This window comes from Bacillus sp. F9_6S_D1_P_5 (genome assembly GCF_054823925.1).
In genome coordinates this window covers 83,615-105,950 of sequence record NZ_JBTREW010000011.1, presented here as the reverse complement: position 1 = coordinate 105,950, position 22,336 = coordinate 83,615, and the positions used below count along the sequence as shown (strand labels likewise).

At 35.6% G+C, this 22,336-nt stretch carries 21 protein-coding genes and 3 riboswitches; of the genes, 17 read left to right on the top strand and 4 right to left on the bottom strand.

All coding sequences use genetic code 11. The annotated features are described in order from the left end of the window. Positions 1–19 precede the first annotated feature (19 nt). On the bottom strand, positions 20–2,209 hold the full coding sequence (gene topB / locus ACUXEY_RS15325; protein WP_461301023.1) for a DNA topoisomerase III: 2,190 nt from the start codon (positions 2,207–2,209) through the stop codon (positions 20–22). A gap of 275 nt (positions 2,210–2,484) precedes the next feature. Further along, a riboswitch (TPP riboswitch) is annotated at positions 2,485–2,594 on the top strand. A gap of 63 nt (positions 2,595–2,657) precedes the next feature. Between topB and thiM the strand changes: the two genes are divergently transcribed. The 3 genes from thiM to ACUXEY_RS15310 all read left to right on the top strand — a co-directional run bounded on the left by thiM (position 2,658) and on the right by ACUXEY_RS15310 (position 5,156). Then, complete coding sequence (thiM, locus tag ACUXEY_RS15320; RefSeq protein WP_461301022.1) at positions 2,658–3,473, top strand: hydroxyethylthiazole kinase; 816 nt, start codon at positions 2,658–2,660, stop codon at positions 3,471–3,473. Positions 3,474–3,489: 16 nt separating this feature from the next. Then, positions 3,490–4,149, top strand: a complete 660-nt coding sequence (gene thiE / locus ACUXEY_RS15315; protein WP_461301021.1) for a thiamine phosphate synthase — start codon at positions 3,490–3,492, stop codon at positions 4,147–4,149. Positions 4,150–4,220: 71 nt separating this feature from the next. Continuing rightward, positions 4,221–5,156 (top strand): alpha/beta hydrolase, encoded by a 936-nt coding sequence (locus ACUXEY_RS15310; protein WP_461301020.1) that lies wholly within the window; start codon positions 4,221–4,223, stop codon positions 5,154–5,156. A gap of 58 nt (positions 5,157–5,214) precedes the next feature. On the opposite strand, the gene ACUXEY_RS15305 is transcribed toward ACUXEY_RS15310, so the two are convergent. Beyond that, entirely contained in the window at positions 5,215–6,528 is a 1,314-nt protein-coding gene (locus tag ACUXEY_RS15305; RefSeq protein WP_098347019.1) for an anaerobic C4-dicarboxylate transporter family protein, read from the bottom strand. A gap of 283 nt (positions 6,529–6,811) precedes the next feature. Beyond that, positions 6,812–6,896: riboswitch (cyclic di-GMP riboswitch) on the top strand. Between the two features lie 143 nt (positions 6,897–7,039). Between ACUXEY_RS15305 and ACUXEY_RS15300 the strand changes: the two genes are divergently transcribed. The 7 genes from ACUXEY_RS15300 to ACUXEY_RS15270 all read left to right on the top strand — a co-directional run bounded on the left by ACUXEY_RS15300 (position 7,040) and on the right by ACUXEY_RS15270 (position 14,541). After that, entirely contained in the window at positions 7,040–8,782 is a 1,743-nt protein-coding gene (locus ACUXEY_RS15300) for a methyl-accepting chemotaxis protein (protein WP_461301019.1), read from the top strand. A gap of 61 nt (positions 8,783–8,843) precedes the next feature. Then, positions 8,844–8,945, top strand: a riboswitch (TPP riboswitch). Positions 8,946–9,045: 100 nt separating this feature from the next. After that, the gene (locus ACUXEY_RS15295; RefSeq protein ID WP_000082898.1) at positions 9,046–9,366 is read left to right on the top strand and encodes an MTH1187 family thiamine-binding protein; all 321 of its coding nucleotides are present in this window, start codon (positions 9,046–9,048) and stop codon (positions 9,364–9,366) included. After that, positions 9,338–10,111 (top strand): ABC transporter permease, encoded by a 774-nt coding sequence (locus ACUXEY_RS15290; RefSeq protein WP_001057155.1) that lies wholly within the window; start codon positions 9,338–9,340, stop codon positions 10,109–10,111. The genes ACUXEY_RS15295 and ACUXEY_RS15290 overlap by 29 nt, the downstream gene beginning before the upstream one ends. After that, positions 10,108–11,106 carry an ABC transporter substrate-binding protein gene (locus ACUXEY_RS15285; RefSeq protein ID WP_461301018.1) on the top strand — a complete coding sequence of 333 codons (999 nt, stop codon included), beginning with the start codon at positions 10,108–10,110 and terminating at the stop codon, positions 11,104–11,106. Before ACUXEY_RS15290 ends, ACUXEY_RS15285 begins: the two co-directional genes overlap by 4 nt. Next, the gene (locus ACUXEY_RS15280; RefSeq protein WP_166703551.1) at positions 11,103–11,852 is read left to right on the top strand and encodes an ABC transporter ATP-binding protein; all 750 of its coding nucleotides are present in this window, start codon (positions 11,103–11,105) and stop codon (positions 11,850–11,852) included. Before ACUXEY_RS15285 ends, ACUXEY_RS15280 begins: the two co-directional genes overlap by 4 nt. Before the next feature lie 66 nt (positions 11,853–11,918). Then, positions 11,919–12,692 (top strand): hypothetical protein, encoded by a 774-nt coding sequence (locus tag ACUXEY_RS15275; RefSeq protein WP_461301017.1) that lies wholly within the window; start codon positions 11,919–11,921, stop codon positions 12,690–12,692. Between the two features lie 304 nt (positions 12,693–12,996). Next, on the top strand, positions 12,997–14,541 hold the full coding sequence (locus tag ACUXEY_RS15270; RefSeq protein ID WP_461301016.1) for an ABC-F family ATP-binding cassette domain-containing protein: 1,545 nt from the start codon (positions 12,997–12,999) through the stop codon (positions 14,539–14,541). Between the two features lie 458 nt (positions 14,542–14,999). On the opposite strand, the gene ACUXEY_RS15265 is transcribed toward ACUXEY_RS15270, so the two are convergent. After that, the gene (locus ACUXEY_RS15265) at positions 15,000–17,024 is read right to left on the bottom strand and encodes a glycosyl hydrolase family 18 protein (protein ID WP_461301015.1); all 2,025 of its coding nucleotides are present in this window, start codon (positions 17,022–17,024) and stop codon (positions 15,000–15,002) included. Positions 17,025–17,469: 445 nt separating this feature from the next. Here ACUXEY_RS15265 and ACUXEY_RS15260 point away from each other — a divergent pair, with 445 nt between their 5' ends. The 7 genes from ACUXEY_RS15260 to ACUXEY_RS15230 all read left to right on the top strand — a co-directional run bounded on the left by ACUXEY_RS15260 (position 17,470) and on the right by ACUXEY_RS15230 (position 20,969). Beyond that, on the top strand, positions 17,470–17,841 hold the full coding sequence (locus ACUXEY_RS15260; protein ID WP_166703547.1) for a DnaJ family domain-containing protein: 372 nt from the start codon (positions 17,470–17,472) through the stop codon (positions 17,839–17,841). A 10-nt stretch (positions 17,842–17,851) separates the two neighbouring features. Continuing rightward, positions 17,852–18,166 carry a thioredoxin family protein gene (locus ACUXEY_RS15255; RefSeq protein WP_429601816.1) on the top strand — a complete coding sequence of 105 codons (315 nt, stop codon included), beginning with the start codon at positions 17,852–17,854 and terminating at the stop codon, positions 18,164–18,166. Between the two features lie 13 nt (positions 18,167–18,179). Continuing rightward, positions 18,180–18,431, top strand: coding sequence for a hypothetical protein (locus tag ACUXEY_RS15250; protein WP_166703545.1), 252 nt, complete (start codon positions 18,180–18,182; stop codon positions 18,429–18,431). A 125-nt stretch (positions 18,432–18,556) separates the two neighbouring features. Next, positions 18,557–18,700 (top strand): histidine kinase, encoded by a 144-nt coding sequence (locus ACUXEY_RS15245; protein ID WP_461301014.1) that lies wholly within the window; start codon positions 18,557–18,559, stop codon positions 18,698–18,700. Positions 18,701–18,780: 80 nt separating this feature from the next. Then, the gene (locus tag ACUXEY_RS15240) at positions 18,781–19,362 is read left to right on the top strand and encodes a TetR/AcrR family transcriptional regulator (RefSeq protein ID WP_166703544.1); all 582 of its coding nucleotides are present in this window, start codon (positions 18,781–18,783) and stop codon (positions 19,360–19,362) included. Between the two features lie 66 nt (positions 19,363–19,428). Further along, positions 19,429–20,661: an MFS transporter gene (locus ACUXEY_RS15235; protein WP_166703543.1), complete on the top strand. Its 1,233-nt coding sequence runs from the start codon at positions 19,429–19,431 to the stop codon at positions 20,659–20,661. Positions 20,662–20,717: 56 nt separating this feature from the next. Next, positions 20,718–20,969, top strand: coding sequence for a helix-turn-helix transcriptional regulator (locus tag ACUXEY_RS15230; RefSeq protein WP_002078892.1), 252 nt, complete (start codon positions 20,718–20,720; stop codon positions 20,967–20,969). A gap of 67 nt (positions 20,970–21,036) precedes the next feature. On the opposite strand, the gene ACUXEY_RS15225 is transcribed toward ACUXEY_RS15230, so the two are convergent. Further along, complete coding sequence (locus tag ACUXEY_RS15225) at positions 21,037–22,320, bottom strand: MFS transporter (RefSeq protein WP_429601821.1); 1,284 nt, start codon at positions 22,318–22,320, stop codon at positions 21,037–21,039. Between the last annotated feature and the right edge of the window lie 16 nt (positions 22,321–22,336).

Here is a 22,336-nt window from a genome sequence, read left to right as displayed (position 1 = left end):
GAGGTAGGAACCTTTTTGTTTAATCAAATTTTAATTTTTTTAACGCTTCTGCGAACGGGTTGTTTAATGGTTCTTCTTCTTTGTTCTGTTGTTTCATGTATTTTTGAACGTCGCGCTTATCAGCTTTATTTCCAGATTCTTTTTTACGTCTCTCTTGGAATGTGGAAAGTTTTTCGCGATAGCCACATTTACATGCAAAGATTTGTCCTGCACCTTCACCACGTAATTCTAACTTCTTCTTACATTGCGGACAGCGAGCGTTTGTTGTACGAGATACATTTTTACGGTGACCACATTCACGATCTTGGCAAACGAGCATCTTTCCTTTTTTGCCGTTTACCTCTAGCATTGGTTTACCGCAGTCTGGACAAGACTTCGTTGAAATGTTGTCATGCTTATATTTTTTATCACTCGATTTAATTTCAGATACAATTTCTTTCGTATAGTTCTTCATTTCTGAAATGAACACTTCTTTTTTCAGTTTACCTTTTGCGATAGCCTCTAGCTTTTGTTCCCATTCACCAGTTAGTGTAGGTGATTTTAATTCTTCTGGTACTAAATCAAGTAACTGACGGCCTTTTGAAGTAATGTGAATATCTTTACCACGTTTTTCAATTAAGAATGAATTGAATAGCTTGTCGATAATATCAGCACGCGTTGCTACAGTACCTAATCCACCAGTTGATTTTAATGTATCAGCAAGTTGTTTATTTTGCGTATCCATATATTTTGTAGGATTCTCCATTGCTGAAAGTAAAGTCGCCTCGTTAAAACGTGCAGGTGCTTTCGTTTGACCTGATGTTTGCATAATTAACTTTACAGTTAATGTATCGCCTTTTTCGATGCGAGGTAAAAGTTGCTCTTTTACGTCATCCATTACATCATCATCTTCAAAGCGGTTTTCATATACTTCTTTCCAGCCGGCATGTAAAATTGTTTTTCCGCGTGCAATGAACGTTTCATTGCCAACTTTTGTACGTAACGTTAGTTGCTCGTATTCGAATGCTGGGAATAAAACAGCTAAGAAACGTTTTACAACTAAATCATAAATTTTACGTTCTTTATCTGTGAAGGCGGAGAAGTTAACGTATCCTTCAGTCGGAATAATTGCGTGATGATCGCTTACCTTACTATCATCAACAAATGATTTATTAGCCTTAATAGGCTTTTGTAATACTTTATGTGCTAAAGGACGGTACTCTCCAACTCCACACGCCTTTAGACGTTCTGGAAGTGTTCCAACGATATCAGATGAGATATAGCGTGAATCTGTACGAGGGTACGTTAACACTTTATGTTGCTCATACAATTTCTGCATAATGTTTAATGTTTCTTTTGCAGAGTAACCGAACTTTTTATTTGCATCACGTTGCAATTCAGTTAAATCGTAAAGACCAGGAGAGAATGACTTCTTCTGTTTTTTATCAATTTCCACAACAGTAGCATTATGTTTATCTAAAACTTTTACAATATCATCAATTTTTTCTTTATTAAAACTGCGGCTATTGCCGTTAGTATCTTGCCAAGTTAGCTTTAACTGATTCGTCGTTTGTGCTTCGATGCCGTAGTAAGTTTGAGCTTTGAAGTTCTTTATTTCATCTTCACGATTAGCAATCATAGCGACAGTAGGTGTTTGCACACGGCCGCAATTCAGCTGGGCATTAAAGCGAGTTGTTAGAGCTCGAGTCGCGTTAAGACCAATGTACCAGTCAGCTTCTGAACGTGCGACAGCTGAAGCGTATAAATTGTCATATGCTTTACCTGGTTTTAAATTTGCGAAGCCATCTTTAATTGCTTTATCAGTAACAGATGAAATCCATAGACGTTTGATCGGTTTGTTAACTCGAACTTTATCGATAATCCAACGAGCGACTAATTCTCCTTCGCGCCCAGCATCTGTCGCTACAATAATGTCATTTACATCTTTTCTAAGAAGCTGACTCTTCACAGCATTAAATTGTTTACCAGTTTGTTTAATAACCGTTAATTTCAAACGCTCGGGTAGCATCGGTAAATCTTCTAAATTCCACTTTTTATATTTCACATCATAGCTTTCTGGATCTGCTAATGTAACGAGATGGCCTAAAGCCCAAGTTACAATATATTTACTACCTTCAAGGTAGCCGTTTCCTTTTTTATCGCACTTCAGTACGCGAGCAATATCACGTGCAACGGAAGGCTTTTCAGCGATTATAACGCTTTTTGACATATTAAAAACATCCTTTCAAATTTCCATACGTTAACTATAGCATACATCTTCTTGAGATTCAGTTTCGCTCTAGATTTGAACGCTTTTTAGTGGAGTGAACAAAATCTGTTTGAAATCAAATGCTATCGACAGAACATAGTATGCACCATGATGAGACTATGAAAAAAGATACTTATTTATTATGCTTATTGTTTTATTAGTTTCCTCTATATTAAATAGAAAAGTAAAGAACTTGTTATTTTATTAGAATAAGAGTAGACTTTGAAGTAGAAGAATAATAAGCACATGGGAGTTTGTGGATGCAAACTGAGAGTATGACTAATCCGTCATTGACCATTTGAACCTGTTGGATAATGCCAGCGTAGGGAGAGTGTAAAAGCACATGTTCAGGCACTTTGCGTACGCGCAAAGTGCCTTTTTGTGTATCTCCCATCACTATAGTTAGGGGATGAGAAGGATGAATATGAAAGAAATTAGTAAAGTAGTGGATTTGGTGAGAGAATCTAATCCGCTCGTTCATAATATTACAAATGTTGTTGTAACAAATTTTACAGCTAACGGCTTGTTAGCGTTAGGAGCATCACCTGTAATGGCGTATGCGAAAGAAGAAGTAGCAGAAATGGCTAGCATTGCTGGAGCGTTAGTATTAAATATGGGGACACTTCGTCCTGAAGAAGTAGAAGCGATGTTACTTGCGGGTAAATCAGCAAATGTGAACAATGTACCAGTACTGTTTGATCCAGTTGGTGCAGGAGCAACATCGTATCGAACAGAAGTTGCGAGACATATTCCAGCCGAAATCGAATTAGCAATTATTCGCGGAAATGCAGCTGAAATAGCGAACGTTATTAATGAGAGATGGGAAATTAAAGGGGTAGATGCTGGTGCTGGAAATGGCAATGTCGTAAGTATTGCAAGGCAGGCAGCGGATGAATTAAATACAGTAGCGGTGATTACTGGAAAAGAAGATGTTGTTACGGATGGAGAGCGAACGATTCTTATTCGAAATGGTCACTCTATTTTAACGAAGGTTACGGGAACTGGTTGTTTACTAACTTCTGTAATAGGAGCATTTGTAGCAGTAGAAACGGATTATGTAAAGGCAGCGGTAGCGGCATTAACGTTTTATGGTGTAGCTGCGGAACTGGCAGCTGCCAAGACTGTGGAAAAGGGACCTGGTAGTTTCCAAGTTGAATTTTTAAATCAGTTAGCGAATACTACTTCAGGTGATATTGAGAAGTACGGGAAGATTGAGATTATATAGTAAGGAGGGGAACTAGATGCCGCGTATTACAAAGGCTAAAATGTCTGGATTATTATCAGTATATTTTATTATGGGAAGTAATAATTGTACGAATGATCCACTACAAGTATTGAGAGATGCACTGGAAGGCGGTATAACAATTTTTCAATTTCGTGAAAAGGGGGAAGGCGCTTTAACGGGAGAGGAACGTATTTGTTTCGCGAAAGAGCTACAAGCAATTTGTAAGGAGTACGGTGTACCATTTATCGTAAATGATGATGTGGAACTAGCTCTCGAGTTAGATGCAGATGGCGTGCATGTTGGACAAGATGATGAAGGAATTACTTCTGTTCGTGAGAAAATGGGAGATAAAATTGTTGGTGTATCTACACATACAATTGAAGAAGCACGCTGGGCAATTGAAAACGGAGCTGATTATTTAGGTGTTGGTCCTATTTTCCCAACGAGTACGAAAAAAGATACGAAAGCTGTGCAAGGAACGAAAGGTTTAGCTCATTTTAGAGAGCAAGGAATTACAATACCGATCGTCGGGATTGGTGGCATTACAATTGAAAATACAAATTCAGTTATAGAAGCGGGTGCGGACGGTGTTTCTGTTATTTCTGCGATTAGTTTAGCGGAATCTGCTTATGAAAGTACGAAGAAGCTAGTAGAGGAAGTAAGTAAGAGTTTGTAGAAAAAAGCTATGTAGTATTAAAATGCTACATAGCTTTTTTCGTATTAATCATTAGAAATAGGGGGGATTATTTGAAACGAAATAGGTTTGTAGAGTTGCAGAATGAGTTGTTTCGTTTATTTGAAAAAGGGAAATTTGATGCCATTTATAGATGTATAGGTGAAGCGGAAAGAGAATTTCCTGAAAGAATAGATAAAACGAGTTTTTGGAAAGCTTGTGCATATTCAGTAGAAGGCAAGGATGAAGAGGCGATTGCTATTTTAAATGGAGCTATGCAAAAAGGGATATGGTGGAATCCCCATACACTTATGTATGATGAAGACTTAAAGGGATTGCAAGATAAACCAGGTTTGAAAGCAATAGTAAAAAGGTGTGAAGAAATATTTAAGAAACAGCAGTTAACAGCTAATCCGGAGCTATACAGTTATGGGAATGAAAAAGCAAAAACTGGCTTATTTTCTTTACATTGGAGAGGATCAAATATAAATGATTTTGCACCATATTGGTGTGAAGAAGAAATACTAAGTGAGTATATGTTAGGTTTTTCTCAATCCTCACAAATATATGGGATGAACTCTTATAGTTGGGATAATCATGAAATAGCTATAAAAGATGTTATGACAACTTTTAATGAGTTCACAGATAAGTATAAATTGGGAGATATCATTATTACAGGAGCTTCTCAAGGTGGGAGTATAGCAATAGAGTTAGCGTTAAAGAATATGTTAGGGACTCAAAAATTTATTTCAGTTATACCTGCTATTCGAGATGTAGAGGCGATTGAAAGGATGGTTGTATCAAGCCAGGTAGCAAATATGAAAGGATATATTATTACGGGAGATAAAGATCCATTTTATGAAAACACACTTCAATTAATGTCTATGTTTGAGAAATATAATGTGGACTGTAATTTAATTGTGAGAGAAGGCTTAGGTCATCTTTTCCCAAAGGACTTCACGCAAATATTAAAGAACATAATAGAAGAATGGACAGTTAAAAATCTTTAAACAAACGTTTGATTAAAAAAGCACAAACCCTTTAAGAATGTAGGTTTGTGCTTTTTCTTTAAAACATAATTGATATTAAGAGCATTCCAATTCCGATAGAAGTGAATGTTGCAATGAGGCCTGGAATCATAAAGCTATGATTTAAAACATATTTACCAATGCCAGTTGTACCAGTGCGATCAAAGTTGATGGCAGCAACGATTGTTCCATAGTTTGGAATGAAGAAATATCCATTTACTGCAGGGAACATCGCGATTAGTAGTGCTGGTGGAATACCGAGTGATAATCCAAGAGGCATTAAAGCACGTACTGTTGCGGCTTGGCTATATAGTAAAATAGATAGAATGAATAATGCGATGGCAAATAGCCATGGTGCACTTGTTACTAGGTGCTGAATTGATCCTTGAATCATATTTAAGTTTCCATTAAAGAAAGTATCTCCCATCCAAGCGATACCGAAAATAGCAACAACTGCTGTTGCCCCTGCTTTAAAGACGTTACCAGACACGATGCTTTCTACATTTGGTTTACAGAAAATAATAATAAGAGCTGCGATCGTTAACATAACCATTTCAATTGTGTTTGGCATGGAAAGACGAACTAACTTCCCGTCAACCATCCATCCTGGACGAAGTGCCTCAAACGAACCGAGAAGTACAACAAGAAAAGTTGCTACTAAGAAAAGGATAACGGATAGTTTAGCGCCTTTTACACCAACAAATTCCTTTTTCTCTTCAATCTTAGGAATCATACCTTCTTTTAATCGTTTTAAGTATTCAGGGTCTTCATTTAAGTCTTTCCCCATTTTACTAGCAACAAATGCAGCTACCATACAAGCGATGAAAGTAGAAGGGATACTTACTTTTAGAATGTCTAATAAAGTGATTTTATAGTCAGCTAGCATTGCTAAAAGTGCAACTGTTGCAGCTGATATAGGACTAGCTGTAATTGCTTGTTGGGAAGCGATTACGGCAATTGACATCGGTCGTTCCGGTCTAATCCCAGATTCGCGAGAGACTTCTGCGATAACAGGAAGTACAGAATAAGCAACGTGACCAGTTCCTGCGCAGAGTGTAAATAAATAAGTAACAATTGGAGCAAAGAATGTAATACGCTTTGGATTTTTTCGTAATGCTTTCTCAGCCAGATGAACAAGGTAGTCCATTCCTCCAGCGGCTTGAAGTGCACCGGCAGCTGTAATTACTGCTAAAATCATAAGCATTACATCAATAGGAGGAGCTGTAGGTTGTAAATGGAAGACGAAAACAAGTATTGCCATACCGACGCCACCCATTACTCCTAAACCAACTCCGCCTAGGCGTGCGCCAATAAAGATGCAGAGTAGTAACGTAAGAAATTGTAGCCAAAACATGATAAACTACCTCCGAAATTCATTAGTTAAGATATATTTGAATAATTTAATTTGAACGAAAATTAAAATAAATACTCAAAACAATCCTTGTGTTTCATACATTTTTTATTATATAACACAAGAAATGTAACATTCACGTACTTTGTTAAATTATTTCGAAAAAATAATACATTGAAACTTTACATTTACATTTATAAATAGGTAGACATTTTAATTTTTATGTTGTAATCTTTGATAGAGAATAATTTAATTCTCATAGAACTCCCATATCGTTCAACTCGTTCAGCGAGAAAGGCAAACTGATGGAAACATTAGGACGCAAAACTACAGGAGCTAAGGCCGAAAGGCTATGCTAGCCAGTTACCGGACGGATAGGGTTGGTCTTGACCAATGCTCTTTTCATTGGTCTTTTTTTTATTTGTAAAAAAATGAGAACCTTTATCAATTGTTAATGAGGTTTATATTTTAATAGTCTTAATTTATATTATGTTAATTAAGAAAGGTGATGTTAATGGGAAAATATTGGCACAAGCTATCATTTCTTCAAAAAAATGTATTGTTAACTGTGCTAGTTATTTTGACGCTTGTTGGTACTATGGGAGCGTTAAGTTTTAACATGTTTCAAAATAGCATGATGTCTATATTTGAAAGGCATTCTTTTGAAACAGGAGATACGGTATTACATAAATTAGACGTGGAAATATTGAGAGATGTTGCAAAAGACCCAACGGCAGAAAGAGAAAAGAGAGAGAAGTTAACAGAGAAATTAGATGAATCAACGGAAGAATTGAGCAGTGTTGGACAAACGTATATTGTTGGAGCGAAAAAAAATGAAAAAGGTGAGCTACAAATCATTGATTTGTCTACAGGTTTAGCAAATGTTGTTGAAGTAAGGCCGGGAGAATATTATAAACAACCAGATCTTTGGATGGAAGCATATGATAAAGTAATGAGCACAAAAAAAGCAAACATGACAGTAGTATATGAAGACGCATTAGGAACATGGGTGACGATATTAGAGCCAATTAAAGATGGAGAAGGTAACATTGTGGCACTTGTTGCAGCTGATGTAGATGCCTCTATTGTTCCTAGTACAAAGGAAAAGTTCATTATACAAGGTTTAATGTTTATTTGTATTTCTGTTTTAATTGCAACGGTTATTCAATTCCTAATCGTACGTAACGCACTTGCTCCATTGCGGGATTTACGTGAAGGATTGCGCAAAGTCGGTGAAGGTGACTTAAGTATTAAATTAGAGGAAAGACCAGATGATATTGGTATTATTAATGCGTATTTTAATAATACTATCGAGAAGTTTAAAGGAATTATAGATAAAGTAAAGCAGACAGCAGAACAGGTTTCCTCATCTTCACAAGAATTGTCAGTGAGTACGAAAGAGAATAGCATGGCAGTCCAAGGAATCGTAAGTTCTATAGTTGAGTTAAGGGCTGGCGTTCAATTACAAGAAACTGCAGTACCAAAGTATTTAGATATTATATATGAAATGGAAGATAGGATGGAAGAAATAACGAATACTGCAAAACAAATGGCGAAAGAGTCTGAAGGTACAAACCATCATTCAGTAAAAGGAAATGGTATTATTGAGCAGACGATTAATCAAATGAACATAATACAAAATGCAGTACAAGATTTATCTTCTATTATTTATTCTTTGGAAAAAAGATCAAAAGAAATTAGTGACATTGTAACAGTAATTACTGGTATTTCAAATCAAACGAATTTGCTAGCTCTAAATGCTACTACTATTGAAGCTTCATGTGCTGAGGAAACTGGTGAGGGATTTGTCGTTGTTGCGGATGAAGTGCGTAAATTAGCAGAGCAGACGGAAGCATCAGCAAAAGATATAGCAAAATTAATAGGGGAAACACGAGCTGGTACGGAAGAAGCTGTTGTTTCAATTCAAAATACTTTAAAAGAAGTAGAATCTGGAATGAAACTTGTTGAAAGTAGTGGTGCTTTCTTTGGTGAAATTTCAAAATCAGCACAATCTGTTACAAATCAAGTTAGAGTTGTTTCTAGCAATTCAAGTAATATATTGCAAAATAGCCAAAATATTGTTCGTGTTGTAAATGAACTATCACTTATCGCAAATACGTATGCAAATAGTAGTAATAATATTGAAGAAAGTATGAAAGAGCAGGAAATGTCTGTACAAGATATTGCTGAATTAGCAAGTTCTTTAAGCTGGCTTTCACAGGAGTTACAAGAGTTAATAGGAGAATTTAAAAGTTAAATGAAATGATTATACGTACTTTTGTTTGTTCAATAAAATAAATCATGCTACAATGAAAACGAATTAAGGACCGGGGAGCCAATTGGCTGAGAGGATGTAAATAAACATCGACCCTCAACCTGATCTGGATAATGCCAGCGTAGGGAGTTACTTAAAGTGATGTAGCATATGTTATTCTATAATAACTTGCATACAAGGCTTTCCTACGCAGTAGGAAAGCCTTTTCTTGTTTTAACATTTCATATTATAAGGGGGATTTTACTATGTCACAACAAGTTACAATTTCATTTTCAGTAGTACCACAAGCGAAGAACAAAGATGTGTATTCTGTTGTTGATAAAGCAATTGAGGTTGTACAACAATCGGGAGTTCGTTATGAAGTAGGGGCAATGGAAACAACGCTGGAAGGAGAATTAGATGTACTTCTTGATGTCATTAAACGTGCACAACAAGCGTGTGTGGATGCTGGAGCAGAAGAAGTAATTACTTCTATTAAAATCCATTATCGTCCAAGCACTGGTGTAACGATAGATGAAAAAGTTTGGAAGTACCGTGATGAATATGCAAAACCAGAAGCAATCTAAAATAATTACAACAATTTGGCTTATCCTTCTCATTGCGATATGGGAAGGATCTGTTTCATTATTTAAAATTGAACCGTGGATTTTACCCAAGCCTTCTGCCATTGTTCAAGAATTAATTGGAATGAAAGATTTACTATTACCGAATACGATGCAAACGCTGCAAGAGGTTATAATTGGACTGTTCTTTGCGATTTTAATTGGGACAAGTATTGCAATTATTATGGACGTTATTCCTTTATTTCGTATTTTAATAAATCCGTTGCTTGTTATTTCGCAAACGATTCCAATCGTTGTACTTGCACCGTTATTTATTATTTGGTTTGGATATGGAATGCTACCGAAAGTAATGGTAGTCATACTCGTTTGTTTCTTCCCGATCGCGCTTAGCATTTTAGAAGGTTTTCAAACAGTAGATAAAAATATGTTGAAGTTGTTGCAAACGATGAAGGCAACGAAATGGCAAGTTTACCAGAAAGTAAAGTTTCCAGCAGTACTTCCATACTTTTTCTCAGGGTTAAAAATTGCAGTTACATATAGCGTAATGGGAGCGATTATTGGAGAATGGCTCGGTGCCAGTGAAGGATTAGGAGTTATGCTTACGAGGGCTACGAAATCCTTTTTAACAGCCCGAGTATTTGGTGTTGCAGCAATTATTGTTATGGTGACATTATGCTTGTATTTTATCGTAGAGTTTATGGCAAGAATAACAGCACCATGGATATATAGAAAGGACGGCAGAAAATGAAAAAAGGTTTAAAAGTTATGTTGGCTGCCTTATTAGCAGTAGGTGTGGTTGGGTGTAACCCAGCGAAGAAAGAAGAAAGTGCAAGTAAAGATCAAAAAGTAAAAGTAGTATTAGATTGGTTTCCGAATACGAATCATACTGGCTTATATGTAGCGCAAGCGAAAGATTATTATAAAAAGCAAGGCTTAGATGTAGAAATTATTCAGCCTGGTGATAATGTGACAGCGGAGCAAATGATAGCTTCAGGAAAAGCTGACTTCGCAATAAGCGCACAAGAAAATGTAACGTTGGCTCGTGTGGAGGGGATTCCTGTTGTATCTGTCGGAGTGATTATTCAGCATAACACTTCAGCTTTTGCATCGCTTAAGAAAGATAACATGACTTCACCGAAAGATTTTGAAGGTAAACGTTATGGAGGCTGGGGAGGACCAGCAGAAGAAGCTACATTAAAGACAATTATGGAGAAACATCAAGCTGATTTTAATAAAGTTGAAAAAATCATCTTAGGACAAACCGATTTCTTTAAATCAATCGGCCGTGATGCAGACTTTGAATGGATTTATTACGGATGGGATGGAATTGAAGCGAAGCGCCAAGGAAAAGAGTTAAATACGATTATGGTGAAAGACTTAGACCCAGCGCTTGATTTCTATAGTCCAGTTATTATTACGAGTGAAAAACATACGAAACAAGATAAAGACTTTGTGAAAAAGTTTATGAGTGCAACGACAGACGGTTATAATTTTGCAATTAAAGAACCGAAAGAAGCTGCTGATATTTTAATTAAAGCTGTTCCAGATGTGAATAAAGACTTAGTACAAGAAAGTCAAAAGTGGTTAAGTACGAAGTATCAAGATGATGCAAAAGCATGGGGAGTACAGAAGGAAGAAGTTTGGACGAATTACATGAATTTCTTATATGATAACAAAGTTATTAAGAAGAAAATTGATGTAAAAGATGCCTTTACAAATGAGTTCCTTCCAAGTGAAAAATGAGTGGATTACAAATAAAAGATGTTGTAAAATCTTTCGATGGAAAGAATGTATTAGCAAATATTAGTGCTTCTATACAAGAGGGAGAGTTTGTTTCCTTTGTAGGACCGAGTGGTTGCGGGAAAAGCACATTATTAAATATGATTGCAAATGTTGAAAATCCAACAAGTGGGAATGTAACGTATAAGGATACGCACGTACGAGAGCAAGATGTCGTAAGTTATATGCCACAACAAGATTTATTACTACCGTGGCGATCAGCTTTGCAAAATATAGTCCTGCCATTGGAAATCGAAGGTAAACCGAAAAAACAAAGGCTCACAGAAGGAATGGAAGCATTAAAGCAATTTCAGCTAGATGAATATGCGGACCATTATCCAGATGAATTGTCCGGTGGTATGCGTCAAAGGATTAGTTTTCTGCGCACATATTTATGTGAAAAGCCAATTATGCTACTTGATGAGCCTTTTGGAAAATTAGATGCTTTTACAAAAATGGAAGTACATAGCTGGCTTTTAAACTCTTGGCACCAAGAGAAGCAAACAATCGTTATGGTTACACATGACTTAGATGAGGCAATCTTGCTTTCGGATCGTGTATTTATTTTATCTCAAAGGCCAGCATCAATAGTTGGCGAGGTACAAGTGAAATTACCTAGGCCGAGAACGATGGATATGTTAACATCACTTGAGTTAAAGCAGGATAAGGAAGAAATTTTGAGAGTATTAGCTCCTTATATGAAAAAATAGAAAAAGCCTTTTAACAGTTTTTAGTATAATTACTGTTAAGAGGCTTTTTTATATAGGGGGAGAAAGATGAAATCTATAGAGCAAATAGTTGATTCGTTAACAGCTAATAATCTTGAAGAAGGAAAGTCCTTATTAAAAAATCATATTTTATTAATGAAGTATGGTATGGAACATCATGAATTAAAAGAAGAAGAAATGACAGAAGTTTTAAAGTGGGTTCAAGGCCGGGATCAATTGAGAAAAGATGTTCCAGAATTACGTGATTTACATTTAGTTAAAAAGTTTCAAGTGCTATTAGATGAATTTATTCATTCAATAATTTCAAATGGTTATGTAGAAGATGCGGTAGAAATTTTAGAGAGTGTATTAAAAAGTATGGGAGCAGTCGCTCATATTGTAAAAATTATGTTTGTTGGTAAAAGAAAAGTTAATAGAAATTCTTTAGAGATGGTAGAAGAGTTAAAACGAGAGTGCTACAACTTAATGGAACAGCGTGCTGCTATCGGGTTGCATGCTCAAATCTTTCACGTTTTAGGTTTCGTTCATTCGATCCAATTTGATTTAGAAGAAAGTTCACAGGAACATGGACGATCTGTAATAGGCCTTTTAACAGATTTTAAAACGAATGAATTGAAATCTGTACAACAATTTCAAAACGAAGACCATATCCCAGAAGTGAAAAATATGGTGAGTAAAGAGTATGGGATAGAATTACAAAGAAGAATTTATATGTGGAAATCGTTAACGCTCATCTTTACAAGTCCATATGCATTAGAAAAGATGTATAAGGAAATTTATGCAGAAAATGAAAAAGTGGAGAAGGAACAAAAAGAAAAATAGAGAATAGAATATAACAGAGTAGTTTATACTCTTAATATAACAAATGTTAAAGGAGTGAAAGGATAAAATGACTTTATCAACTGTTCTTCAAATGGTTTTAGCTTGATGCGGGAGAAGTCTGCCCATTTTTAACGATTAAGCTAAATTGAAGACAGCAGGTAAAGAACCTTAATCCTTTTTTACGATAATATGTAATGGGTAAGGTGTATTCACCTTACCCATTTTCTATATGCACAATTAAATAAGGCTTTATACTGTTGCGCTCTCTATTTAGCTTATGAACTATAAGTAAAGGAGAGAAAAAATGAGTATATTAACAGTAGAAAATTTAAGTCATTCGTATGGTGAGAAAACCATTTTATATAATGCGTGTTTTCGACTACTAAAGGGCGAGCATGTTGGATTAGTAGGGGAAAATGGAATTGGAAAATCAACATTGTTAAAGATTTTAACAGGAGAACTTATACATGATGATGGGAACATTGAATGGTTTCCACATGTGAAGATAGGTTTTTTACAGCAGCATATGGATTTACAAGAGGGGATCACAATTGAAGGATATTTACAAAGTGCATTTTCGGATTTGTATGCGATTGAACGCGAAATGTTAAAAATTGCAGAAGAAATGGATGGAGCAGAAGAAATAGAAAAACTGTTAGTAAGATATGGAGAATTACAAACTATATTGGAAAGCTCTAATTTCTATCACATTCATACAGAAATTGAAGAAATAGCAATCGGTTTAGGTTTATTTGAAATAGGGCTTAAAAAGGATGTTTCAAAGTTAAGTGGAGGACAGCGAACAAAGTTATTACTTGGGAAGCTCCTTTTAGAAAAAGCTGATGTTTTATTGCTAGATGAGCCAACAAACTATTTAGATACAGCTCATATAGAATGGTTGCAATCGTATTTGAGATTGTATGAAAAAGCTTATGTGATCATTTCGCATGATGAAATATTTTTGAACAGTATTACAAATGTTATTTATCATCTAGAAGGAGGGAAAGTAAAGCGATACGTAGGAAATTATGAAAAGTTTGTACAAAGTTTTCAAGTGCAAAAGAAACAATTAAAATCGGCGTATGCGAAACAACAAAAAGAAATTTCTCAGTTAGAAACGTTTATTCAAAAAAATAAAATTCGAAAAGCGAAACAGGCTAAAAGTCGAGAGAAAGTATTGGAGAAAATGCAAAGGGTTGAAAAGGTTACTCATGTAACTCGATCCCGTTTTGATTTCAATGTTTATGAGGAGCCAGTGAGTCGTATATTGCAAGCTGAGAAACTAAGGATAGGTTATAGTGATCCGTTATGTCCAGAGTTGAATTTACAAGTGAAAAAAGGCGAGAAGATAGCGGTTATTGGTCATAATGGAATTGGAAAAACGACGATGTTAAAAACGTTATTAGGTCAAATAAAGCCGCTAAGCGGTTCAATTTCTGTTGGAGAACGAGTAAATCCTGCTTATTTTGCACAAGAAGAGTTTGCATCAGAAACAACACCATTAGAGAAAATTTGGACAGAACGACCAGATATGACAAAGAAAGAAGTACGTCAAGCATTAGCAAAGTGTGGATTGAAAGAAGAACACGTATTAAAACCTATTCGTTTATTAAGTGGTGGAGAGCAAACGAAAGTACGTTTATGCGAACTTATCGTAACGAAAAGCAATGTTTTAATTTTAGATGAACCAACTAATCATTTGGATATAGAAACAAAGAAGGCGTTGCAGGAAGCGTTACAACAATATAAAGGAACAGTTTTACTTGTCTCACATGAGCCTTCTTTCTATGAAGCATGGATAACAAAAGTATGGAATATAGAAGAATGGAACGCTGAACAATATGAATAAAGAAAAGGCATTAGCTTATACAAGCTAATGCCTTTTCTTTGTGATTAACATGATTTTCGAGAACTCTTACATGAGAATTGTATGAAGAAGCACTCTTATGGTGCGCTTATAAGCGTGCTTTTTCTTTTGTTATGTTTATATTTATAATCATACTAGATGCCTTTCCCTAATAGGCGACTATCTTTCTTTGTATATATAGATAGTTTGAAATGGAATGAAAACTAATTCCTATATGTAAAGGATAATGTGATTGGTATAGGAAGACAATAGAACTCAAAGGAAATTCATGTAAAATTCACATGAACTTCACATGAACTTCATATTAGTAACTAAATATTATTATAATAGGTTATCGTAATGTTTGTTTGTGATTTTTCATAAAATTAAAAGTTTGAATTTAGGATAGAGCACTCAAACCTAAATTCAAACTTTAGTGAAATAATTAATGGAGATTACGTTTAGTTTTCGCTAATGGATGTATTTACAAGTTCAGCAGGGTTGCCTGTTCCTGCACCTCCGATTGTAACCGATCCTCCAGGAGGAATTTCACCATTCCATCCTGCATTCGTAATTACGTAATGATTATTTATTTTACTACTAATTTTAGAATCCCAAACTTGTGTTAAATTGCCGTTGTAATCAAATTCTAATTTCCAGTTTTTAATAGGGGTCGTTCCACTATTTTTAATTACAATCGAGAAGTTGTAACCACTTCCCCAATTTGAAGTGACTGAAAAAGTAGCATTCCCATTTCCACCAGGAGGTGTTGTGTTAGCATCGTCTGTTTTTACAATAATAGAAGTAGGCTGTGATTTATTCCCAGCAGCATCTTTTGCTATTATTGAAAATGTGTATTCTGTATTAGATTTTAAGTTTTTAATTGTAATGCTATTTGTAGTTGTACTCCATTTCTCTTCTCCGGCAGTAATTTCATATTCCGTAACTCCTACGTTATCAGTGGATGCAGTCCAGTTTAATTGAACGGAGTTTGAGGCTTTATTTGTAACAGCAATGTTTTTTACGTTTGTTGGTGATTCAGTATCTTTTTGAGTAATAGGTCCACCAAGTAACTCTTTTACTAGCGTATCAATTAATTTAGGTCCACTACAACTATATTTCGGACTTGTACGGCAATCCCCGCTTAGTTCCCAAAACATTGCGCCACTTAAACCTTTTGTTTTTATATAGTCTGTTTTATACTTCATAGATTCGCTGTCATCATAGCTAATAAACGTGCCCGTAGTCGCATTATATAAATAAGGTACTTTCGCTACATCGTTCCAATAGCGAACAAAACCATTTTTATTAACATAATTAGCTGCTAAATCACCATAATCGTACACACCTGTGTCACCGGTAGAATAATCATCCCAAGTTCCTTTAGAAGCGAGTTTTCCATCACTACCTGGCTTACAAGATTGGTATTGGCCGTTATTTTCTTTTCCGCAACTTTTCCATCCACGTCCGTAAAAAGGTACACCTAATACGAGTTTATCAGCTGGAACCCCTTCATTTGTATAAATGTCTATCGCACCATCTACGTAAAATTTCGTATCTGCTGCTGGGTCATTTGGGTCTTTGTATAGAGCTGCATTATGGTTAGAAGTAGCTTCCCATCCGCCGTGGAAATCATATGTCATAATATTAATCCAATCCAGTATTTGAGAGATTTTCTTTAGCTCTGTATGATCAGCATAACGTTGGCTTGCACCAGACGCGATTGTTAGTAAATATTGTTTCCCATCCTCTGCACCAGCCTTCGTTAATGCATCTCGAACATCTTGAAGGAGTAGGGTGAAGTTTTGCTTATCTTCAGGACGATAACTACCGCCAGGAATCGTTTCAACGCCCGGGTATTCCCAATCTAAATCAACACCGTCAAATCCATATTCGCGAAGAAAAGCTACTGTAGATTCAGCGAATATTTTTCTTGTTTTTTCATCAGCGGCCATGTCAGAAAAGCGGTTAGACCAAGTCCAGCCACCAACAGAAATAATTGTTTTTAAGTGAGGATACTTAGCTTTTAATCGTTTCAGTTCTCCGAAATTTCCGCAGCGGGCGTATTTATCACAATCTTCCCAAGTTGTACCTGATCCCGGATAAGATTTTGTGACATCAGCCCATGGTTCACCGAGTACGAGAGTACCATTAGGAACCTCTTTATTTTGCAGTGGTACACCAGACTCTTTACAGTTCCACGTTTGTTTATTTGGATTATCGGGGTGAGTAGAAGGATTTCCATGTTTTCCATTCCAGCAAATATCAGCGAAAGCATAGTTTAAATGAGTTAGCTTTGATGCATCAATGTCTGCAACTTGATAATTACGTCCGTAAATGCCCCACGAAGGAAAATACCCAACAATTTTTTGACCTTGCTTTGGTGAATCTGCTAATGCGAAATTTGGAGTAATAAAGTTTGTGAGAAAAAGAGGTAAGAAGAGTAGTAGGGATAGTAATAGCAGCGTGAATTTTTTTGATCTCATAGTCATTTCTCCTTTCAAAATAAAAGATATATTTAAAGGCATCCCCCACTGATTATTAGCCCTCACCAATCGGACTTTAATGGGCAGCCCGCCCCCCACCTAACTTCTTTGCTTTCGCTAAATTTTGAGGTGGGGGTCTTACTGCCCATTAAAGCGGGATAAAAATGATCAGACATCACGAAGTCTATACAAGGGAGCTGGGGGTGATTAAATCGTAGCAAATGTAAGATTTGGTGTAAACGCTTTATTTGATTCGAAAAGACTTTCTCAATATGAAATGGCTCTAATACAGATTACACATGAAAATAAAATATTGATTAGGGAGGAAAGGGCTTCTTGGAATTAAATTTGAGAAAAAATTGTATGAGGTCAATTTGGAATAGCGTAGCAAGATGAGAAAATATCATGTAAAATAATAGTAAAAATATGTAAAGGAGCGAATGGTGTGGATGTCTTTTTGAACATTGCTGAAGAAAAAATTCGACAAGCAATACGGAATGGAGACCTTGATCATATTCCGGGAAAAGGAAAACCACTACAATTAGAAGATCTTTCAATGGTACCTCCAGAACTTAGAATGAGTTATAAAATCTTAAAAAATGCGAGTATGATTCCACCAGAAATGGAACTACAAAAAGATATATTAAAAATAGAAGACTTAATTGCGTGCTGTTATGATGAAGCAGAGAGAAAAAAATTACAAGAAGAGTTAACAGCAAAAACGCTGCGTTTTCAGCAGGTAATGGAAAAGAGGAAAATTAAAGATAGTTCAGCTTTTCGTATGTACCAAGGTAAATTATTTCGTAAATTACGCTAAGAGGGATAAGATGAATACATTTGAAACGATAGAAGAATTAGCGACATATATTGAAGAACGACAAATAGTACTTCTGTTTATTAAAACAGAAAATTGTGGTGTTTGTGATGTTATGTTAAGAAAAGTAAATGGTGTATTAGAGAATTATGATTACGTAGAGAAAGTAGAAATATTACTACAAGACATGCAAGAAATTGCGGGGCGATATGCAGTATTTACAGGGCCAACAGTTTTATTATTTTATAATGGAAAAGAGATCCTTCGTGAATCTCGCTTTATTTCACTTGAAAATCTAGAAAGAACCATTCAATTATTCGAAGATTAAGGGAGGTTTTTATATGGAATTTATTATTTTTATACTATTATTTGTTGTAGTTGGAATAATTGTAACAGCAGTTCGATCGAACAAAAAGAAGGTAAATCTTACGAAACAAAATAACATTCATAATTCATCTAACAACTCATCACCATTATTTTTCTTTGCTGGATCTGATAATGATAGCTCGCATGGAGGTTCACATGATTGTGGAGGATCTTTCGGTGGAGATAGCGGAGGCAGCTGCGATGGTGGCGGAGGTGGCGGTGATTGATGAAAATGCGCCTTATATAGGCGTATTTCTTTTTAAACAAACGTTTGATTAGTTGGCTTACATATGCATAACAACAGTTAAACAAACGTTTGTTTAATATTTTTAACGTACTAAGGGGAATAGAAATGAAAAGGAAACCTAAAGTGAAAAATAAGGGGAAAGTAGTATTATTTTTATTAGCTGCAGGAGGCGTATTTCTTGTTAAATTAGGATTTAAAATTGGAATAATACATATGATTCGAACGTGGTTTGAAAGTACGTTTTCTTAAATAAGGAATATAGCCTCTTGTAATAGAGGTTTTTAATTTGTTATTATTAGACTGAACGGTCGGTTTAAAGAGGTGTGAATATGAGAAGAAGCGCAGAAGAGATAAAAAAAGAAATTGCATATAAAGCAGAAAGTCTGTTTTCACAGAAGGGCTATGCAGCTACATCTATGGAAGAGATTTGTGAAATTACAGAGCGAAGTAAAGGAAGCATTTATTACCACTTTAAAAGTAAAGAAGAATTATTTTTATTTGTAGTAAAACAGCATACGTATGATTGGCTTGAAAAATGGAATGAAAAAGAGAAGTTGTATAGTACGAATACTGAAAAACTATATGGTCTCGCGGAATATCATGTAGAGGACATACAGCAACCCATTTCAAATGCAATAGAGGAATTCTCTATGAGCCAAGTTGTAAGTAAAGAGATTTTGGATGAACTATTAGCTTTAACTAGAGAATCATATGTTATGTTTGAGAAACTAATTGAAGCTGGCATACAGTCTGGAGAGTTTCGTGTAGATAATACGCGCGATCTTATGTATATTGTGAATGGATTATTATCAGGGCTTGGAGTACTTTATTACGAGTTAGATTATAAAGAGCTGAAACGTATTTATAAAAAGGCAATAGATGTATTGTTAAAAGGAATGGCAGCTGAATGATAGATCAGTTGCTTTTCTTACAAAACAAATTAGACTGAACGGTCGGTTTATGAAGGGAGAATGAAAATGAACGCTTTATTTAAAAATCGAGCATTTATGCTCGTTATGGCGTCTGATATTTTACAACAATTTGCAATTTGGATTAGAAATATGGCTCTTTTGTATTTCATAATGGAGCGAACGAATAATGATCCAGTTTCCGTTTCATTGTTATCGGTTATGGAATATGCACCTATTTTTATTTTCTCGTTTATTGGTGGTGCGCTAGCTGATCGCTGGAATCCGAAAAGAACAATGGTTGCTGGAGATGTATTAAGCGTACTGTCTATTATAGGAATTGTCTTGTTGTTAAAGCTGGATTATTGGCAGGCTATATTTTTTGCAACACTCATTTCCGCGATTGTAGGCCAGTTTTCTCAGCCGTCATCTTCGCGTATATTTAAGCGCTACGTAAAAGAAGAACAGGTAGCAAATGCGATTGCATTTAACCAAACATTACAGTCATTATTTATGATTTTCGGACCAGTGGTAGGATCGCTTGTGTATACACAACTTGGTTTATTTACGTCACTATATAGCTTAATCATTTTATTTTTGTTATCTGCTATCGCTCTTTCGTTTTTACCAAAATGGGTGGAACAAGAGCAAGTGGCGAGGGATTCATTAAAAAATGATATAAAAGAAGGTTGGAAATACGTTCTTCATACGAAAAATTTACGTATGATTACGATCACTTTCACCATTATGGGCTTAGCTGTTGGACTAACGAATCCGTTAGAGGTGTTTCTTGTAATAGAGCGTCTTGGAATGGAAAAGGAAGCAGTTCAATATTTAGCAGCAGCAGATGGGATAGGTATGTTAATTGGTGGTATTATTGCTGCAGTTTTCGCTTCAAAAGTGAATCCGAAAAAGATGTTTGTATTCGGTATGAGCATATTAGCTATGTCATTTTTAGTAGAAGGGCTATCTACATCATTTTGGGTTACTAGTTTTATGAGATTTGGAACGGGTATTTGTTTAGCTTGTGTTAATATCGTTGTCGGTACGCTTATGATTCAACTTGTACCAGAAAATATGGTTGGAAGAGTAAATGGAACAATTTTACCACTGTTTATGGGGGCAATGTTAATTGGGACTTCACTAGCTGGCGGATTAAAGGAAATGACCTCACTAGTTACTGTATTTTGTATAGCGATGGCGCTTATTTTATTTGCGATAGGTCCGGTTTTACGTATGCAAATAAAGAAAGAAGATATTGTTAATGGAGAGGAAATGACGAATTCATTGGTTTCGAAATAGCTATTGTAAGGGGGCTGAATAGCTCCCTTTTTTCATGACGATCTTTTGACAATGAAATGTACCGACTATATACTAATGTTGTAAAAACGATTTTACATGTTAGGAGAAAAGATGTGAAAAATCAAATTTATGAATTACGCACTGAAAATAATATTTCACAAGGTGCATTAGCTGATAAGTGTAAAGTTTCAAGACAGACGATAAATGCAATTGAGAATAATAAATATGATCCAAGCTTAGCATTAGCCTTTCGTTTAGCGGAAGTATTAGGAACAACTGTTGATAAACTATTTTTGTATAAGATGTAGCGTCTTTCGTTGTGAGGCGTTATCGCTATAAGAAAAGAGCCTCTTCTTATGTGAAGAGGCTCTTTTCTTATAGCGTTTTAGTTTTTGGGCTAGGTGGTGTAACGGATGTAGGATTTTCCGGAACTCTAGTTAGTAAGAATCCCCCGATAACGAACAGTACAATAATACTAAGGACACCAGCGTTTGTTTTTCCCGTTAATTGCGTTGTAACACCGACTAATACGGGACCCATAATCGCGGCAAACTTGCCAAATATATTATAAAATCCGAAGAATTCATTTGCCGATTCTTTAGGTACTAGTTTAGCAAAATAGGAACGACTAAGTGCTTGAATCCCGCCCTGAGAAGTGGCAACTAACATTGCTAAAATCCAGAAGTCGAGTGTCGTTTTTAAAAAATAAGCATATGTGCAGATAATGATATAAATGATAATACCGACATATAGCATCTTTTTACCTGTAAATGTTTCTGATAATTTTCCGTATAATAAAGCAAATGGACAAGCTACAATTTGTGTGACGAATAAGATGATTAATAGATTCGTTGCACTAATACCAAGATCTGTTCCATAAGCGGTGGACATAGTAATAATTGTATCGACCCCATCAATATAGAAAAAGTAAGCGATTAGGAACATGAATACAGTTTTATATTCTTTAATATTTTTAAAAGTATTAGCAAGACGTTTAAAGCTCATTGTAATTGGTCTAGGGTGACGTTCAATATAGTGCGTCTGCTCTACGTTTTTTAGCATTGGAATCGTAAATAACCCCCACCAAAGGGCTGTTATCGCAAAGGAAATTTGACTAGCAATGCCAACAGATAAAGGGATAGTTCCTTTTTGAGCAAGAATGATAAGAGCGATACAACCGATGAAAGGAATAGTACTCCCAATATAGCCTAATGCGAAACCTCGCGTAGAAATTTGATCCATTCTATCTTCAGAAGTGACATCTACTAAAAATGCATCATAAAAAATGTTTGCTCCAGCAAAACCGACTAATGCGAGCATATAGCATCCTAGTAATAAGTACCACTGAGATGTTGGGACGACTGCTAGCATACTTGTAAATACGATACCGAGTCCAAAGAAGAATGTGAAAAATCGTTTTTTAAATCCTTTATAATCAGCAACTGTGCCGAGAATAGGGGCAAGTATAGAAATTAAAAGTGTAGCGAACGAGTTTGCATATCCCCAATATGCTGTTGAAGTTGCACCAGATAGTCCAGCTTCTTTTGCAGCTGCCTTAAAGTAAATTGGGAATAATGCAGTTGTAATGATGAGCGAATATACGGAGTTCGCCCAATCGTATAATATCCAGCTTTTTTCTTGTCTGGACATTTTTTTCATATAGTGTTCCCCCTTA

Coding starts and splice junctions, on each gene's coding strand:
- ACUXEY_RS15275 (WP_461301017.1), top strand. CDS start 11,919: ATGAAATCTATAGAGCAAATAGTTGATTCGTTAACAGCTAATAATCTT.
- ACUXEY_RS15300 (WP_461301019.1), top strand. CDS start 7,040: ATGGGAAAATATTGGCACAAGCTATCATTTCTTCAAAAAAATGTATTG.
- topB (WP_461301023.1), bottom strand. CDS start 2,209: ATGTCAAAAAGCGTTATAATCGCTGAAAAGCCTTCCGTTGCACGTGAT.
- ACUXEY_RS15250 (WP_166703545.1), top strand. CDS start 18,180: ATGGAATTTATTATTTTTATACTATTATTTGTTGTAGTTGGAATAATT.
- thiE (WP_461301021.1), top strand. CDS start 3,490: ATGCCGCGTATTACAAAGGCTAAAATGTCTGGATTATTATCAGTATAT.
- ACUXEY_RS15230 (WP_002078892.1), top strand. CDS start 20,718: ATGTACCGACTATATACTAATGTTGTAAAAACGATTTTACATGTTAGG.
- ACUXEY_RS15280 (WP_166703551.1), top strand. CDS start 11,103: ATGAGTGGATTACAAATAAAAGATGTTGTAAAATCTTTCGATGGAAAG.
- thiM (WP_461301022.1), top strand. CDS start 2,658: ATGAGAAGGATGAATATGAAAGAAATTAGTAAAGTAGTGGATTTGGTG.
- ACUXEY_RS15240 (WP_166703544.1), top strand. CDS start 18,781: ATGAGAAGAAGCGCAGAAGAGATAAAAAAAGAAATTGCATATAAAGCA.
- ACUXEY_RS15265 (WP_461301015.1), bottom strand. CDS start 17,024: ATGAGATCAAAAAAATTCACGCTGCTATTACTATCCCTACTACTCTTC.
- ACUXEY_RS15225 (WP_429601821.1), bottom strand. CDS start 22,320: ATGAAAAAAATGTCCAGACAAGAAAAAAGCTGGATATTATACGATTGG.
- ACUXEY_RS15255 (WP_429601816.1), top strand. CDS start 17,852: ATGAATACATTTGAAACGATAGAAGAATTAGCGACATATATTGAAGAA.
- ACUXEY_RS15305 (WP_098347019.1), bottom strand. CDS start 6,528: ATGTTTTGGCTACAATTTCTTACGTTACTACTCTGCATCTTTATTGGC.
- ACUXEY_RS15290 (WP_001057155.1), top strand. CDS start 9,338: ATGAATATGCAAAACCAGAAGCAATCTAAAATAATTACAACAATTTGG.
- ACUXEY_RS15235 (WP_166703543.1), top strand. CDS start 19,429: ATGAACGCTTTATTTAAAAATCGAGCATTTATGCTCGTTATGGCGTCT.
- ACUXEY_RS15245 (WP_461301014.1), top strand. CDS start 18,557: ATGAAAAGGAAACCTAAAGTGAAAAATAAGGGGAAAGTAGTATTATTT.
- ACUXEY_RS15285 (WP_461301018.1), top strand. CDS start 10,108: ATGAAAAAAGGTTTAAAAGTTATGTTGGCTGCCTTATTAGCAGTAGGT.
- ACUXEY_RS15270 (WP_461301016.1), top strand. CDS start 12,997: ATGAGTATATTAACAGTAGAAAATTTAAGTCATTCGTATGGTGAGAAA.
- ACUXEY_RS15295 (WP_000082898.1), top strand. CDS start 9,046: ATGTCACAACAAGTTACAATTTCATTTTCAGTAGTACCACAAGCGAAG.